The sequence below is a fragment of the Microvirga antarctica genome (genome assembly GCF_017921815.1).
Taxonomy (GTDB): Bacteria; Pseudomonadota; Alphaproteobacteria; order Rhizobiales; family Beijerinckiaceae; genus Microvirga; species Microvirga antarctica.
The window spans coordinates 405,093-419,890 of sequence record NZ_JAGEMM010000001.1 but is presented as its reverse complement, the minus strand read 5'-3'; the positions used below and the strand labels follow the sequence as shown (position 1 = coordinate 419,890).

General features: G+C 62.7%; 14 protein-coding genes. 10 read left to right on the top strand and 4 right to left on the bottom strand.

The window, feature by feature from the left end; translation table 11 throughout:
• Nucleotides 1-12 precede the first annotated feature (12 nt).
• Nucleotides 13-168 (bottom strand): DUF1127 domain-containing protein, encoded by a 156-nt coding sequence (locus J4G32_RS02065; protein WP_210483676.1) that lies wholly within the window; start codon nucleotides 166-168, stop codon nucleotides 13-15.
• A gap of 670 nt (nucleotides 169-838) precedes the next feature.
• Here J4G32_RS02065 and J4G32_RS02060 point away from each other — a divergent pair.
• Complete coding sequence (locus tag J4G32_RS02060; RefSeq protein WP_246504731.1) at nucleotides 839-1,387, top strand: cytochrome b; 549 nt, start codon at nucleotides 839-841, stop codon at nucleotides 1,385-1,387.
• 10 nt (nucleotides 1,388-1,397) lie between these two features.
• On the opposite strand, the gene uvrA is transcribed toward J4G32_RS02060, so the two are convergent.
• Nucleotides 1,398-4,331 (bottom strand): excinuclease ABC subunit UvrA, encoded by a 2,934-nt coding sequence (gene uvrA / locus J4G32_RS02055; RefSeq protein WP_210483660.1) that lies wholly within the window; start codon nucleotides 4,329-4,331, stop codon nucleotides 1,398-1,400.
• A 246-nt stretch (nucleotides 4,332-4,577) separates the two neighbouring features.
• Between uvrA and J4G32_RS02050 the strand changes: the two genes are divergently transcribed.
• The 3 genes from J4G32_RS02050 (at nucleotide 4,578) to J4G32_RS02040 (ending at nucleotide 6,794) form a co-directional block, all read left to right on the top strand.
• Complete coding sequence (locus tag J4G32_RS02050) at nucleotides 4,578-4,925, top strand: hypothetical protein (protein ID WP_210483657.1); 348 nt, start codon at nucleotides 4,578-4,580, stop codon at nucleotides 4,923-4,925.
• Between the two features lie 154 nt (nucleotides 4,926-5,079).
• Entirely contained in the window at nucleotides 5,080-5,595 is a 516-nt protein-coding gene (locus tag J4G32_RS02045; RefSeq protein WP_210483654.1) for a single-stranded DNA-binding protein, read from the top strand.
• 80 nt (nucleotides 5,596-5,675) lie between these two features.
• A complete protein-coding gene (locus tag J4G32_RS02040) occupies nucleotides 5,676-6,794 on the top strand; it encodes a M20 family metallopeptidase (protein ID WP_210483651.1) in 1,119 nt (372 codons plus the stop codon).
• 47 nt (nucleotides 6,795-6,841) lie between these two features.
• Here J4G32_RS02040 and J4G32_RS02035 read toward each other — a convergent pair whose 3' ends face one another.
• Nucleotides 6,842-7,480, bottom strand: coding sequence for a MarC family protein (locus J4G32_RS02035; protein WP_210483648.1), 639 nt, complete (start codon nucleotides 7,478-7,480; stop codon nucleotides 6,842-6,844).
• A gap of 69 nt (nucleotides 7,481-7,549) precedes the next feature.
• Between J4G32_RS02035 and J4G32_RS02030 the strand changes: the two genes are divergently transcribed.
• The 6 genes from J4G32_RS02030 (at nucleotide 7,550) to J4G32_RS02005 (ending at nucleotide 14,147) form a co-directional block, all read left to right on the top strand.
• Complete coding sequence (locus tag J4G32_RS02030) at nucleotides 7,550-8,398, top strand: protein phosphatase 2C domain-containing protein (protein WP_210483644.1); 849 nt, start codon at nucleotides 7,550-7,552, stop codon at nucleotides 8,396-8,398.
• 422 nt (nucleotides 8,399-8,820) lie between these two features.
• Entirely contained in the window at nucleotides 8,821-11,553 is a 2,733-nt protein-coding gene (gene gyrA / locus J4G32_RS02025) for a DNA gyrase subunit A (protein WP_210485464.1), read from the top strand.
• A gap of 470 nt (nucleotides 11,554-12,023) precedes the next feature.
• Nucleotides 12,024-12,524, top strand: a complete 501-nt coding sequence (gene coaD, locus J4G32_RS02020) for a pantetheine-phosphate adenylyltransferase (protein WP_210483640.1) — start codon at nucleotides 12,024-12,026, stop codon at nucleotides 12,522-12,524.
• 27 nt (nucleotides 12,525-12,551) lie between these two features.
• Nucleotides 12,552-13,100 carry a peptidylprolyl isomerase gene (locus tag J4G32_RS02015; RefSeq protein WP_210483638.1) on the top strand — a complete coding sequence of 183 codons (549 nt, stop codon included), beginning with the start codon at nucleotides 12,552-12,554 and terminating at the stop codon, nucleotides 13,098-13,100.
• 28 nt (nucleotides 13,101-13,128) lie between these two features.
• Complete coding sequence (locus J4G32_RS02010) at nucleotides 13,129-13,629, top strand: hypothetical protein (protein ID WP_210483635.1); 501 nt, start codon at nucleotides 13,129-13,131, stop codon at nucleotides 13,627-13,629.
• Nucleotides 13,630-13,679: 50 nt separating this feature from the next.
• Nucleotides 13,680-14,147 (top strand): peptidylprolyl isomerase, encoded by a 468-nt coding sequence (locus J4G32_RS02005; protein WP_210483632.1) that lies wholly within the window; start codon nucleotides 13,680-13,682, stop codon nucleotides 14,145-14,147.
• A gap of 50 nt (nucleotides 14,148-14,197) precedes the next feature.
• Here the strand turns inward: J4G32_RS02005 and J4G32_RS02000 are convergent, their stop codons facing one another.
• Nucleotides 14,198-14,779 (bottom strand): hypothetical protein, encoded by a 582-nt coding sequence (locus J4G32_RS02000; protein ID WP_210483629.1) that lies wholly within the window; start codon nucleotides 14,777-14,779, stop codon nucleotides 14,198-14,200.
• Nucleotides 14,780-14,798: the final 19 nt, after the last annotated feature.

The window sequence follows — 14,798 nt, the reverse complement described above, 5'->3', positions numbered from 1 at the left end:
ATGCAGCAATTTTTAGGCGACGGCGTGTTCGCGGGCGATGCTGTCGATCTGGAAACGGGAGATTCCGAGATCGTCCAACTCGCGATCCGAAAGCTGCGAAAGCTCACGGACGGTTTCGCGATAACGCATATAGGAGCGGACCTTAGAGAGAATGTAAGTGACGAACATGATAGCTTCCTGTCAGTTAGCCGGCCTAGGCGACCGGCGGCCGTTTGTTCTTGCGTGTGCAATGCAGCATATAGGGGCGGAGGGTGCGCGCGAGGAGTGGTAATAAAGTAGGTCTGTTATGCTTTAGTCGCATAGCGGCCTAAGGCAAGGTTAAGGAGGCGCGCGCCTGGTGCATGGATTGTTAACCACCTTTCGTTCGAGCCCTGCCCGCTGGCCATCGACTAGTCTGGTCTCTCCGGGTGATTCAGATGACATTGGAGCTCATTGAGCTTCCGCTCGGCCAGATCGGCCAGATGGCTCGCCGGATGATCATGCCGGACGTGATGAAGAGCGGCCCGGATTTCATCGAGTAGGGCCTGAGTCAACGGGCCGGTCGCGGCGAGCCAGCGATGGGTTGCACAATTCATGACAATCTCCCCTTTGGATGAGGGTGGCGACCCGTATCTATCGAGCGTTTGCCCGGCCAACGGTGCCGCAGGGCACTTCGGTCGCCTTGGAGCCGTCAACCTGGCTCGGAATCAACGTGCTGGCGCTTTCATCACAAGCCGCGAGCTTGGCCATAGAAAGACCTATGGAAGTCGCAATTGATTGAGACCCTATGCTGCGGTGCAATATAGGACTAGCCTCGCGAGGCCACGGCGCGCGAGCCTGCTAGGCGTAAGGAATTACGATGTCAGCCGAAATGAACAGCAAGCTTTCTTACGATCGTGTCACGATCGGGCTCCATTGGGCGACCGCGGCTCTCGTCGCGCTTTTATGGGTGATGGGGCAGACCGCGGATTTCTTCCCCCGTGGCCCGTTACGCGACACGGACTGGTCCCTGCATTTCGTGTTCGGCTTCGGCCTCGCGCTGATCTTGATCGCCCGTTTGCTGTGGCGTCTGGGACCTGGCGGGAGGCTTCCCCCGGCCGAGACCGGGTTCCTGGGACTTCTCGCGAGCATCACCCATTTTGCGCTTTACGGCCTGCTGATCGCCGTCGTGGCCCTGGGTATCGCCAACGCGTTCGTCCGCGGCGTCAGTTTCTTCGGGCTCTGGTCGCTGCCTCGGATCGGCGATCCCACTCTGCGCCGCAGCCTCACGGAGTGGCATGAGCTGGCAGCAAACCTCATCATGGTGATAGCCCTCGTTCACGCCGGTGCCGCGCTGGCTCACCACTATCTCTGGCACGACGGCATCTTGCAGCGCATGCTGCCGTCCAAGGGAAGACCGATCAGCTGAGAGCTGAACCCTATTCGGCCGCTTCCTTCATCTTCGCCTTTTTCAAGGGACGGCGCGCCAGCACGCCCTTGAGGAAGCGGCCGGTATAGCTTTCCTTCACCTTGCAGATGTCCTCCGGAGTGCCCTGCGCGACGATCTGGCCACCGCCGTCGCCGCCTTCAGGCCCCATGTCGATCACCCAATCGGCGGTCTTGATGACCTCCAGATTGTGCTCGATCACGACGACCGAATTGCCCTGCTCAACCAATTCGTGAAGCACTTCCAACAGCTTGGCGACGTCGTGGAAGTGCAGGCCGGTCGTCGGCTCGTCCAGGATGTAGAGCGTGCGGCCGGTCGCCCGCTTCGACAACTCCTTCGACAGTTTCACGCGCTGGGCCTCGCCGCCCGAGAGGGTGGTGGCCTGCTGGCCCACATGCACGTAGTCGAGACCGACACGGGACAGCGTCTGCATCTTCTCGCGGATTGACGGCACGGCCTTGAACAAGTCCCGCGCTTCCTCGACCGTCATGTCGAGCACGTCGGCGATGGATTTGTCCCGGTATTTGACCTCAAGGGTCTCCCGATCGTAGCGCTTGCCCTTGCAGACATCGCACGTGACGTAAACATCCGGCAGGAAGTGCATCTCAATCTTGATGACCCCGTCCCCCGAACAGGCTTCGCAGCGTCCGCCCTTGACGTTGAAGGAGAACCGGCCTGCCTGGTAGCCGCGTGCTTTCGCTTCCGGAAGACCGGCAAACCACTCCCGGATCGGCGTGAATGCGCCCACATAGGTCGCTGGGTTCGACCGCGGCGTGCGCCCAATCGGCGATTGGTCGATGTCGATGACCTTGTCGAGATGCTCGAGCCCCTCGATCCGGTCGAAGGGGGCAGGGTGCTCCATCGCGCCGTTGAGCTTGCGCGCCACCGCCTTGTAGAGGGTGTCGATCACCAGGGTGGATTTGCCGCCGCCGGACACGCCGGTGATGCAGGTAAATGTCCCCAGCGGAATTTCGGCCGTCACGTTCTTGAGATTGTTACCCCTGGCGCCCACGACCTTGAGCATTCGGCTCTTCGAAGGCTTGCGCCGCTTTGGGGGGACCTTCACCGACATCTCACCGGTGAGATACTGCCCCGTGAGCGACTTCGGATTGGCGAGGATCTCGGAGGGGGTTCCCTCCGCCACGATCTCGCCGCCATGGATCCCGGCGCCCGGCCCGATATCGAACACATAATCCGCCTGCAGAATGGCGTCCTCGTCGTGCTCGACGACGATGACCGTGTTGCCCAGATCCCTCAGTCGCTTCAGCGTCACCAGCAGGCGCTCGTTGTCGCGCTGGTGCAGTCCGATGGAGGGTTCGTCGAGGACATAAAGCACGCCCGTCAGGCCCGATCCGATCTGGCTCGCCAACCGGATGCGCTGGCTTTCGCCGCCCGACAGGGTGCCGGAGGCGCGTGCCAGGGTCAGGTATTCAAGGCCGACATCGACCAGGAAGGTCAGGCGGTCGCGGATCTCCTTGAGAATGCGGCCAGCGATTTCGTTCTGCTTAGGCGTCAATTGTTCTGTCAGGCGGCCGAACCAGCCGTGGGCGTCGCGCACAGACAGACTTGTCGCATCGCCGATATCCGAGCCTGCAATCTTGACGGCCAGGGCCTCCGGCTTCAGGCGTTTTCCACCGCATGAACCGCACGGCGTCTCGCTCATGTAGCGGCCGATTTCATCCCGCGCCCAGTCGCTCTCCGTTTCCTTGTAACGACGCTCCAGATTGGTGATGACGCCCTCGAAGGGCTTTCTCACCTCATAGGCCCGAAGCCCGTCGTCATAGGCCATCCGGATCGCGTCCGACCCGGATCCGAACAGGATCGCGTCGCGTACCTTCTCCGGGAGTTCGGCCCACGGCTTGGTCATGGACGCCTTGTAGTGCTTCGTGATCGCTTCGAGGGTCTGGCCATAATAGGGCGAAGACGACTTCGCCCACGGGGCGATCGCGCCGCGCTTCAGCGAAATCGTCTCGTCCGGAACGATCAGCGCCTCGTCGATCCGCATCTCGTGGCCGATTCCGCCACAGGTAGGGCAGGCGCCGAAGGGGTTGTTGAACGAGAACAGGCGCGGCTCGATCTCCGGAATCGTGAAGCCGGACACCGGACAGGCAAATTTCGACGAGAAGACGATGCGCTTGGGCTGCCCCTTGTCGTCCTTGTCGTCGGCATATTCCACCACCGCGATGCCGTCGGTCAGCTCAAGCGCTGTCTCGAAGGATTCGGCCAACCGCGCCGCGATATCCGCCCGGACCACGATCCGGTCGACGACCACGTCGATATCGTGCTTGAATTTCTTGTCTAGGGTCGGCGGTTCGTCGATGGCGTAGTACTCGCCGTCGATTTTCAGGCGCTGAAAGCCCTTTTTCTGAAACTCCGCAATCTCCTTGCGGTACTCGCCCTTTCGGCCGCGAACCACCGGCGCGAGCAGGTAAAGCCGGGTCTTGGCCGGCAATGCGAGCACCCGATCGACCATCTGGCTCACCGTCTGGCTCTCGATGGGCAGGCCGGTTGCTGGCGAGTAGGGGATGCCGACCCGCGCCCAGAGCAGGCGCATGTAGTCATAGATCTCGGTCACCGTGCCGACTGTCGAGCGGGGATTGCGCGACGTCGTCTTCTGCTCGATGGAAATCGCCGGCGACAGGCCGTCGATCTGGTCGACGTCCGGCTTCTGCATCATTTCCAGGAACTGGCGGGCGTAGGCCGACAGGGATTCCACGTAGCGACGTTGTCCCTCAGCGTAGATCGTGTCGAAGGCCAACGAGGACTTTCCCGATCCGGAGAGGCCGGTGAACACCACGAGCTGGTCGCGCGGGACCATCAGGTCCACGTTCTTCAGGTTGTGTTCGCGGGCGCCGCGGACGGAAATCACGCGCGCGTTGGGGTCACCCGCTCTGGCGCGGTTGAACAGATCGTCGAGTTTAGCCATGGCCTGCTCAAGTTCTGAAGTGGGAAACCAGCCTCGTCAGGCCGGATCAGCAATATGTGATCCGGCCTGCGCGGAAACAACCAGTCCGAGCGATTCGGTCCGGAGACTCTAGAACAAAGAGAGTACATGCGGCAATCGGCCCTACGGGGCGTCGGCGCTGCGACAAAATCGGCCTCGGCCTTTAAGCAAACCATGTGCTGACAAGCTCTGTGGTGTAGACTGGGGTCGAATATTCGGGGGACCTACATGACAAGTTTTCGCCTCGCCGGGGCCGTGGTGACGATGGTGCTTTCGGTCGGTGCTGCCATCGCCGGGCCGTGCACGGTCGACATCGACAAAATGCAGGCCCGACTCGATGAGCGCGTCGACTCCGTGGCCGGGAAGGGCGCGACTGGAAAGCAGGCGGAGACTGCGCAACTCCATCACCAGCCGACGCCGCAATCTATTGCCAAGGCGGAGGAGAAGCTGGGGGAGGGCATCCCCCTCGAGCCAGCCGCCGCTGCGCTGGTTCAGGCCCGACAGGCAGACGCGGCCGGCGACAAGGCCGCCTGCGAGGCCTCTTTGGCGGAGGTTCGGCGAATCATAGGCCCCTGAGGACCGTCCATCCGGTCCGCTGCCTCCTGCTGGCCTGCGTGTTCGGAACTCTCAGGCTGCCTGCCTTTTATTGGGGAGAGATCGATCCTTCGGGTTGTCGCAGGCGCTTTCCCGCCGCAGAAGACACCCTGAGATTTGAACGGGAGTGACGCCGATGGCCGGCAGCGTGAACAAAGTGATCCTCGTGGGCAATCTGGGCCGCGACCCGGAAGTGCGTCGCATGGGATCGGGCGATCCGGTGGTCAACCTGCGCATCGCCACGTCCGAAAACTGGAAAGACAAGAATTCCGGCGAGCGCAAGGAGAAGACCGAGTGGCATTCGGTTGTCATTTTCAATGAGAACCTTGCCCGTGTTGCCGAGCAATACCTGAAGAAGGGCTCGAAAGTGTACATCGAGGGTCAGCTTCAGACCCGCAAATGGCAGGACCAGTCCGGCCAGGAGAAGTACACGACCGAGATCGTGCTTCAGCGATTCCGTGGCGAACTCACGCTTCTCGACAGCCGCGGCGGCGGTGGCGGTGATTTCGCCGAGGAGCAGGGCGGCGGCGGGCAGATCAGTCGCGGTGGCGATTTCGGGTCTTCCTCACCCATGGAACGCAGGCCGGCTTCCGCCCCCGCTTCGGGCGGCGGGTCAAAATACGGCGATATCGACGACGACATCCCGTTCTAGGGCTGGCAGGCCTTTCGGCGGTTGATGTTTGGGAAGCGAGACGGTACCTCACCGGAAGCGCAGATAATAGGCATCACCCCATGACCCTCTCATCGCCCTCGCTCGACACGCTGCTCACCTGGATCCGCACTGAGAGCCCGACGAACGACGTGGCGGGGGTCAACCTGATGATGGATCTCGTGGCGGCGGAGGTGGCCGATGCCCCCATCGCTGTCGAGCGGATCCCCGGCTCGCAAGGACTCGGCGACGCGCTTATCCTGCGGGCGGGGCCGCAGCAGGACAAGCCCTCGATTCTCATCATGTCGCATCTGGACACCGTCCATCCGGTGGGCACGATCAAGGGCGATCTGCCGCTCAGAATCGAAGGCGACCGCCTCTATGGTCCGGGCGTCTACGACATGAAGGGCGGAGCCTATTTCGCCATCCAGGCCTTCAAGGAAGTGGCCCGCAGCGGCGACGCCGCGCGGCCGATGGTGTTCATCGTCACGCCGGACGAGGAAATCGGCAGCCCGATGACCCGCGCGACTATCGAGGATCTCGGTCGGGCATCGGCGTTCGCGCTGGTGACAGAACCGGCGCGGGACGGCGGCAAGATCGTCACATCCCGCAAGGGCGTCGGTCGCTTTGATGTCCATGTGGAGGGGCGCCCCGCCCATGCGGGCTCGCGGCATCCCGACGGACGCAACGCGATCTACGAAGCGGCCCGTCAGATTCTTGCCGTCGAGGCGATGACCGACTATGCCCGTGGCATTACCACGACAGTCGGCATGATTTCAGGCGGCACGGCCGTCAACACCATCCCGCAGCATTGTACATTCCCGGTGGACTTGCGGGTCGAGACCGTGTCTGACGGCGAAGTCCTCACTGCGGCCATCCGCGCGCTCCAAGCCCAGAGTCCCGACTTCAAGGTCAGCGTGGTGGGCGATATGAATCGTCCGCCCTACGAATGCAGCGCCGAAACCCAACGTCTGTTCGATCACGCTAAATCCCTAGCGTCCCAGATCGGTATCGATCTGGTAGCCTCCCCGCGGGCGGGCGGCGGATCGGACGGCAATTTCACGGCGGCCATCGGGATCCCGACGCTCGACGGTCTGGGAATCGACGGCGATGGCGCGCACACGCTGCAGGAATATGGCCTGATCTCCTCGATCGCACCGCGTCAGGAATTGATCAAACGTCTGTTAGAAACGCTCGGGTAATGCGTCAGTCCGCGTGTCAAGCCGTCGCGACCGACAACCCAGCCCGCTCAGGGCCGCGCGAGGGGGATGAGGTCGGTGACGCCGTTGATGATGAACTGGACGGCAAGGCCCGCCAGGATCACCCCCAAAAGGCGGCTCAGCACGATGTTGCCCGTGACGCCGAGCCAGCGGGAAACCCTGTCGGCGCCCATGAAAACCGCAAAGCAGCTGAAGACGCCGAGCGCCAGAATGGCGATGAGCGCGCCGAGATAAACGAGCTTTCCCTCCGCCCGACCCGCCAGAAGGATCGTGGCCGTGATGGCGCCCGGTCCGGCCATGAGCGGGATCGCCAGGGGAAAGGCGGCCACATTGCGGATGTGATCCTCGGTGATGGCGATGTCGGCCGTGTGTTGCTTGCGCTCGTTGCGGCGCTCGAACACCATCTCGAAGGCGATCCAGAACAGCAGCAACCCGCCTGAAATGCGGAACGCCGGAATTCCAACTCCCAGAAGCCGAAGCAGGATTTCGCCACCCAGGCCGAAAAACGCCAGGATGCCGAAGGCGATAATCGCCGCCCGCAGCGCGACCCGGCGCCGCTCTGCCGCGTTCATGCCCCGGGTCAACGACACGAAGATCGGCGCCAGCGCGGGCGGATCGAGCGTGACGAGGATCGTGACCAGAGCGGCGGAGATGTAGTCGAGAAGCATCTGCTGGACCTCGTCGAGATCTATGGGTTATGGCCTCTTCGAGAGCTTTTGGCGAGGGGTTGCGCAACGATGTTCACGGTTCTGGACCGGATCAGCCTGGCAGGGTCTCATGACCGCCCGAACGAGGATTCCTGCGGGGCGAGCGGCGACTACGCTTGGGTCATCGACACGTCTATCTTTCCCGGCACGCCTGCGCTCATGAACGCAGACAGCGATGCCGCCTGGCTTGCTGACTTTGCCAGCGAGCGCCTGTCCGATCTCGCGCCCCAGGCCGCTGACGGAGTGGCGCTCCTGCGGCATGTGATGGAAGAGGCGCGACGGCTCTTCATGCACCGGGCTCCCCCCGAGCGCCTGGATTTCATGACCTGGCCCGTGGGGGCCATGACCCTAGTGCGTCGACAGGGCGACAGCCTCGATGTCTGGACCTTTGCCGACACGACCGCATTCCTGCGAGGCCTGGACGGACACGTCGTGACCGTCGGCGATGCGCCGGACCTGCGCAAATTCGAGATGGCGAAAGCGGCCGAACTCCTTTCGGCAAGCGGCTGCACGCCAAAGGACATTGGCAAGTCTGAGGTGTTTCAGACCTGGCTCGCCGGTCGGCGCGAGCGACAGAAGAAGGGCGGCGGCCTTGCGCTGCTGGGGCTTGACCCCGGCGCCGCAGACCGGGTCCGGTACGCCCGGGTCCCCTGTGAGGACGGGACGGTCATCCTCCTCACGAGCGACGGATTTTCCTCACTTGTAGACCTCTACGCTCACCTGGATGCGCAGGCGCTTGTCCAAAAGGCGCTGAACGAGGGGCTGGCGTCCCTGGCCGCGACGGCCCGCCATATCGAGACGGAAATCGACCCGGATGGTCGCCTGTTCCCGCGCTTCAAGGTGAGCGATGATGCCACGGCGCTTCTGTTGAGAGCGTGAGTCCCGTCCCTCTCGCATGATAGCCAGGTAGCCCCGATACGCAGACGGGGAAGCAGCGTCCTGACCCTATCGGCCCTCGGAAATCTCCGGGTGAATTAGGTATATAAACCTCGCAGATGAGAGGCGTCGGCAACCCGGCGCGAATCGTTTGATGCAGATGCCGCCTGGCTTTGGATAAGCGCTCGAAACGCCTTGAAAAATACGCCGTTGTCAGTCATCTAAAGGTTTGATTTCACTTGGATTCGCCTTTTGCAATCGCCCCGGATTCGCGTGTGGCGGTCGAGCTGTATAGGGTGGCTGCTCCAGCCGCTCCTTGCAGACGGGCGTTTTGAGAAAGACCGACCTTGACCGATCCGAAAGATATTGGCCCCGGGGGCGACCAGCCGGCCAGCGACGTAAAGATCATCTCCATCGTCGACGAGATGAAGCGCTCCTATCTCGATTACGCCATGAGCGTGATCGTCAGCCGGGCACTGCCTGACGCAAGAGACGGCCTGAAGCCCGTGCATCGGCGCATCCTCTACGCCATGCACGAGAGCGGTTACACGCCCGACAAGAAGCACGTGAAATCCTCGCGCATCGTCGGTGACGTGATGGGTCAGTATCACCCGCATGGCGACCAATCGATCTACGATGCGTTGGTGCGCATGGCGCAGGATTTCGCGCTCCGGGTGCTGCTGGTCGATGGCCAGGGCAATTTCGGTTCTGTCGATGGCGATCCGCCGGCGGCGATGCGGTACACCGAGTCGCGCCTGACCCGGGCGGCGATGCCGCTGTTGGAAGACATCGACAAGGACACGGTCGATTTCAGCCCGAACTACGACGAGTCGAAATACGAGCCGGTCGTGCTGCCGGCGCGCTTTCCCAATCTCCTCGTCAACGGTGCCGGTGGCATCGCGGTGGGCATGGCCACCAACATGCCGCCGCACAATCTGGGCGAAGTGATCGACGGCTGCCTCGCCTTCATCGACGATCCAGACATTTCCACCGAGCAACTGATCCAGATCATCCCCGGGCCGGACTTCCCCACGGGTGCGATGATCTTGGGCCGTGCCGGCGCGCGATCCGCCTATCTGACGGGGCGTGGCTCCATCATCATGCGGTGCAAATCCGAGATCGAAATCGTGCGCAAGGAGCGCGAAGCGATCATCATCAATGAGATCCCCTATCAGGTGAACAAGGCGACGCTGATCGAAAAGATCGCCGAGCTCGTTCGCGAGAAGAAGATCGAGGGAATTTCCGACCTGCGCGACGAATCCGATCGCGACGGCATGCGCATCGTGATCGAGATCAAGCGCGACGCCATGGCCGATGTCGTGCTCAACCAGCTCTATCGCTACACGCCGCTGCAGACGAGCTTCGGCGCCAATATGGTGGCGCTGAACGGCGGCCGTCCGGAATTGATGAACCTCAAGGATCTCATTAAGGCCTTCGTCGATTTCCGCGAGGAAGTCGTATCGCGGCGGACGAAATATCTGCTCAACAAGGCGCGCGAGCGCGCCCACGTCCTGTGCGGTCTGGCTATCGCCGTGGCCAACATCGACGAGGTTATCCGCCTCATCCGGACCGCGCCCGATCCCAACTCCGCCCGCGAGGCCCTGATGGGCCGCGACTGGCCGGCGCAGGATATCGCACCGCTGATCCTGCTGGTCGACGACCCGCGCCACAAGATCAACGATGACGGCTCCTATCGCCTTTCGGAGGCGCAAGCCCGCGCGATCCTCGAGCTGCGCCTGCAGCGCCTCACCGCGCTCGGTCGTGACGAAATCGGCGACGAGCTCTCGAAGCTCGCGGCGGAAATTTCCGACTACCTCGAGATCCTGCGCTCGCGTATCCGGATCATGACGATCATCAAGGACGAGCTGTCACAGATCCGCGACGCCTTCTCGACGCCCCGCCGAACCCAGATCATGGACTGGGAAGCTGACGTGGACGACGAGGATCTGATCCAGCGCGAGGACATGGTCGTGACCGTGTCGCATGCCGGCTACATCAAGCGGGTGCCGCTCTCGACCTATCGCGCTCAGCGTCGCGGCGGCAAGGGCCGCGCCGGCATGGTCACGCGCGACGAGGATTTCGTCACGCGGCTCTTCGTCGTGAACACCCACACGCCGGTCATCTTCTTCTCGTCGCTCGGCCAAGCCTACAAGGAAAAGGTGTGGCGGCTGCCGCTTGCCGCGCCCAATGCCAAGGGCAAGGCCCTGGTCAACATGCTGCCGCTCGAGAAAGACGAGCGCATCACCACGATCATGCCGCTGCCCGAAGACGAGGCGACTTGGGACAAGCTCGACGTCATGTTTGCAACGTCCCGCGGGACCGTGCGGCGCAACAAGCTGTCGGATTTCATCCAGGTCAATCGCGGCGGCAAGATTGCCATGAAGCTCGATGCCGGCGAGTCGATCGTCGACGTGCAGATCTGTTCGGAGAACGACGACGTCCTGCTGACAACCGCGAAGGGACAGTGCATCCGTTTCGCCGTCCCTGAGGTGCGTGTCTTTAAGGGTCGCGATTCCATGGGCGTGCGCGGCATCAATCTGGCCGCCGGGGACGCCATTATCTCGATGGCGATCCTGCGCCACATGGCGGCGACCGGGGAAGAGCGGGCAGGGTATCTCAAGATGCGCCGCGCCGTGATGGGTGAAGTCTCAAACGCCGACGCCCCCAGTGACGGTGCGGTCGAATCGGGAGACGAGGAGGGGATCGCCGGAGAAGCCCTCTCCATGGAGCGCTATACCGAACTCAGCGCCCACGAGCAGTTCATCCTGACCCTGTCGGAGAAGGGATACGGCAAGCGGACGTCGTCTTATGAATACCGGATCACCGGCCGCGGCGGCAAAGGCATCACGGCCATGGCGGTCAACAGCCGCAACGGCCAACTGGTGGCGTCCTTCCCGGTGGAGAATTCCGATCAGATCATGCTGGTTACGGATAACGGCCAGTTGATCCGGGTTCCGGTGGACGGCATCCGCACGGTCGGCCGCAACTCGCAGGGCGTCACGGTCTTTGCCACCAAAGGCAAGGAGCGGGTGGTGTCGGTCGAGCACATCGAGGGCGAGGACGACACCGCCGACGACGAAGAAATCGTCGACGAGGGCGGGGTCATTGACGGCGGCCCAGGTGAGGATGCGCCCGAGGACGGCGAGAACGAGAGCTGACCGCGTGTTCCTGCCCTGATGAAGGGAAGCCCGGAACCCACCGCTGCTGAACAGTAACGCGAGACAAGAACTGTTGCGTGGTGCGTCTCTCGAAACCCTGAGTAAGGGGTTCCGGGGAAGGGGACGATCGCTTTCGATGGCCGGGCTGGTCCCGGCCACGATTGTGGAAACGGCAAGCGGACGAGGCTAGATGGATGTGTGGGTGAAGGTAGCCCAGGCGGCAGGGCTGAGGACGACGGCGGCAGTCGCGACGACGACGAAGAGGCGGAAGAACATGAGACCCTCCTTTTTCGCAAGGTCGACCGTGTTGTCGCATGCGGACGGACAGAAGGGCGTGCGCCAACGCACAAGCTTACGCTCGGTAAGTCCTGCGGGATGGTTCAGCGCGGCGGGTCGGCCTCGGAGGGTGCCTAGGGAAATGGTGCCGTTCAGCTTGCCCCCGCGCCAATCTCAAGCTACTTCATAGCCTTATGGCCCGAACCGCACTCTTCACCGGAAGCTTCGATCCCGTCACCAACGGACATCTGGACGTGGTGCGGCAAGCAAGCCGTGTGGCGGATCACATCGTCATGGCCATCGGCGTGCACTCATCCAAGACTCCGATCTTTTCGTCCGAGGAACGGGCCGAATTGATCAACCTGGTGTGCGGCCCGGTTGCCGCGGAAAGCGGCGCGACTCTTGAGGCTGTGACCTTCAAGGATCTGGCCGTCGACGCGGCGCGACGCCATGGCGCGACGCTCATCGTTCGCGGCCTGCGCGACGGGACGGATTTCGACTATGAAATCCAGATGGCCTCGATGAATGCCGCGATGGCGCCGGAGATCCAGACGGTTTTCTTTGCCGCTTCGCCTCTCGTTCGCCCCATCACCGCCACGCTTGTCCGTCAGATCGCCGGGATGGGCGGTGACGTCTCGGCCTTTGTGCCCGAGAGGGTCGCCACGCGCCTGACAGAAACATTCAACCGGCGGTAAGCCGCACCCTTTCAAGGAGACATTGTGATGAAGCGTTTGTTCGCAGCCGGAGCGCTCGTGCTTGCCAGCCTGATTCCCGCCGCGGCGCAGCAGGCAGCCGATCCGCAGAACACGATTTATCTCGATACGAAGGACGGCCGCATCACGATCCGCCTCCGGCCGGACCTCGCGCCGAAGCATGTGGAGCAGATCAAGGCCCTGGCCAAGAAGGGGTTCTACGACGGCATCGTGTTCCACCGGGTCATCGACGGCTTCATGGCGCAGACAGGCGATCCAACCGGCACTGGAACGGGCAAGTCCGACCTGCCGAACGTTCCGGCCGAGTTTTCCAAGACCCAGTTCAAGCGGGGATCTGTCGGCATGGCACGTTCGCAGAGCCCCGACTCCGCCAACAGCCAGTTCTTCATCTGCTATGACGGGTGCGGCCCGCTGACCGGCCAGTACACCATCTTCGGCGAGGTCGTCTCTGGCATGGATGTGGCCGACAAGATCAAGAAGGGCAATTCCGCCGCCAACGGCATGGTGACGAGCCCCGACAAGATCGTGAAGCTGCAGATTGCTGCCGACGCGAAGTAGGGGCGCGGCCCTCCTGAGATTGCGTGAGATGGCAGGACGCGGAGCAAAAGCCGGCAGCTTGATAGCCGCACTGGCACTGGCGTCCTTGCTTCCGTACGCCTTCGCGCAAGCTCAGGATTTCGGCGATCCCGATGAGCGGCAGCGGCAGCTCGAGCCGCCGCAGGGTCTGTCCGAGAACCTGGGTGGCGTGGTGCGTCCGGGCAGCAACGAATCCCTGCAACGGATCGATACCCTCGCGGATATCTTCCGGGCGCTTGGGGCCTGCTGGCAGGCGCCGGCTGGCAGCGGGTTCTCCGGGCAGGAGATTACCTTGCGCCTCGCCTTCAAGCGAAATGGCGAGGTCCTCGGCCGGCCGCAGATCACCTATTACCGGCCAGGGGCCGGTGATCAGGATCAGCGGGAGGCTTTCACACGCTCGGTGACAGAGGCGTTCAAACGCTGTACGCCGCTTCCCTTTACGGAAAAGCTCGGAGGCGCAGTCGCCGGGCGTCTTATGATCTTCCGCTTTAGCGACACCAGACCTATGTGAGCGGCAGACGCGCCGTTCTTCCTCTTTTGATGCCAGTACAGGAGACCCCGATGGCAGATCCCGAAAACACACTCGTGCTCGAAACCACCAAGGGCAAAGTCGTCATTGAGCTCCGTCCCGATCTGGCCCCTGGCCACGTGGAGCGAATCAAGACGTTGGCCCGCAAGGGCTTTTACGACGGCATCGTGTTCCATCGTGTGATCGATGGCTTCATGGCCCAGACCGGCTGCCCGAATGGCACCGGCACTGGCGGGTCCGATCTGCCCGACCTCAAGGCGGAGTTCAACGCCGAGCCGCATGTGCGCGGCATTTGCTCGATGGCCCGCACCTCGGCGCCGAACTCGGCCAATTCGCAGTTCTTCATCGTGTTCGACGACGCCCGCTTCCTCGACAAGCAATACACCGTCTGGGGCAAGGTCGTGGAAGGCATGGAGAATGTGGACCTCATCAAGCGCGGCGAGCCAGCCCGCGATCCCGACAAGATCGTGTCGATGAAGGTTCTGGCAGACGCTGCCTAAACCATGCTCCCCGGTCCCTCCAGCCGAACACCGGAGGGACCGGAAAGAGTCTAGACCTGCGGCTCGGTCGTGCCGGACACTCGGCGTCGCGCAGCGAGCGTGCCCCTCAGGCCATTGATGCTGAAGATCAGGGCAAAGATCGCGACCACCATGCTCTTGTTGGCCGACATCGAGACCACCTTGGCCGCGACCTCGAAGGCGATCCACGCCAACCCCAGCGACGCAGCCACGATGCTGTGTTTCTTCCAGATCAACCACATGATGGAGAACGCGGCGGCGGCAAGCACGCCATTGACGCTTATCAGCGCCGCGGCATCGCCGCCGGCCCGCAGGACGTCCATACCCATGAAAACGGAGAGCGCAATCGACAGCGCGTACGATATCGCGAGGTAGGCGGCCGCTGCAGCGCCGCCCTTGACCGCTTCCGCCACGCCTTTTTCGGTCGTGATATCCGGCCAGATCGCCCTGTAGCCCGCGAGGCGCTCCCTCACGGCTTTCGCCCTTTCCTCATCCACCGCAAATGCCTCCAGATGTGTAATTTTATAACACATAACTTGTGTTCGTGTTTCGTCAAGGGTGGCGCGCTTTTCCCACCGCGTTTGCCTATTCGGCGTCGCCGGCTGTGCACCCATGCGGTTCCCGCACCGCTTG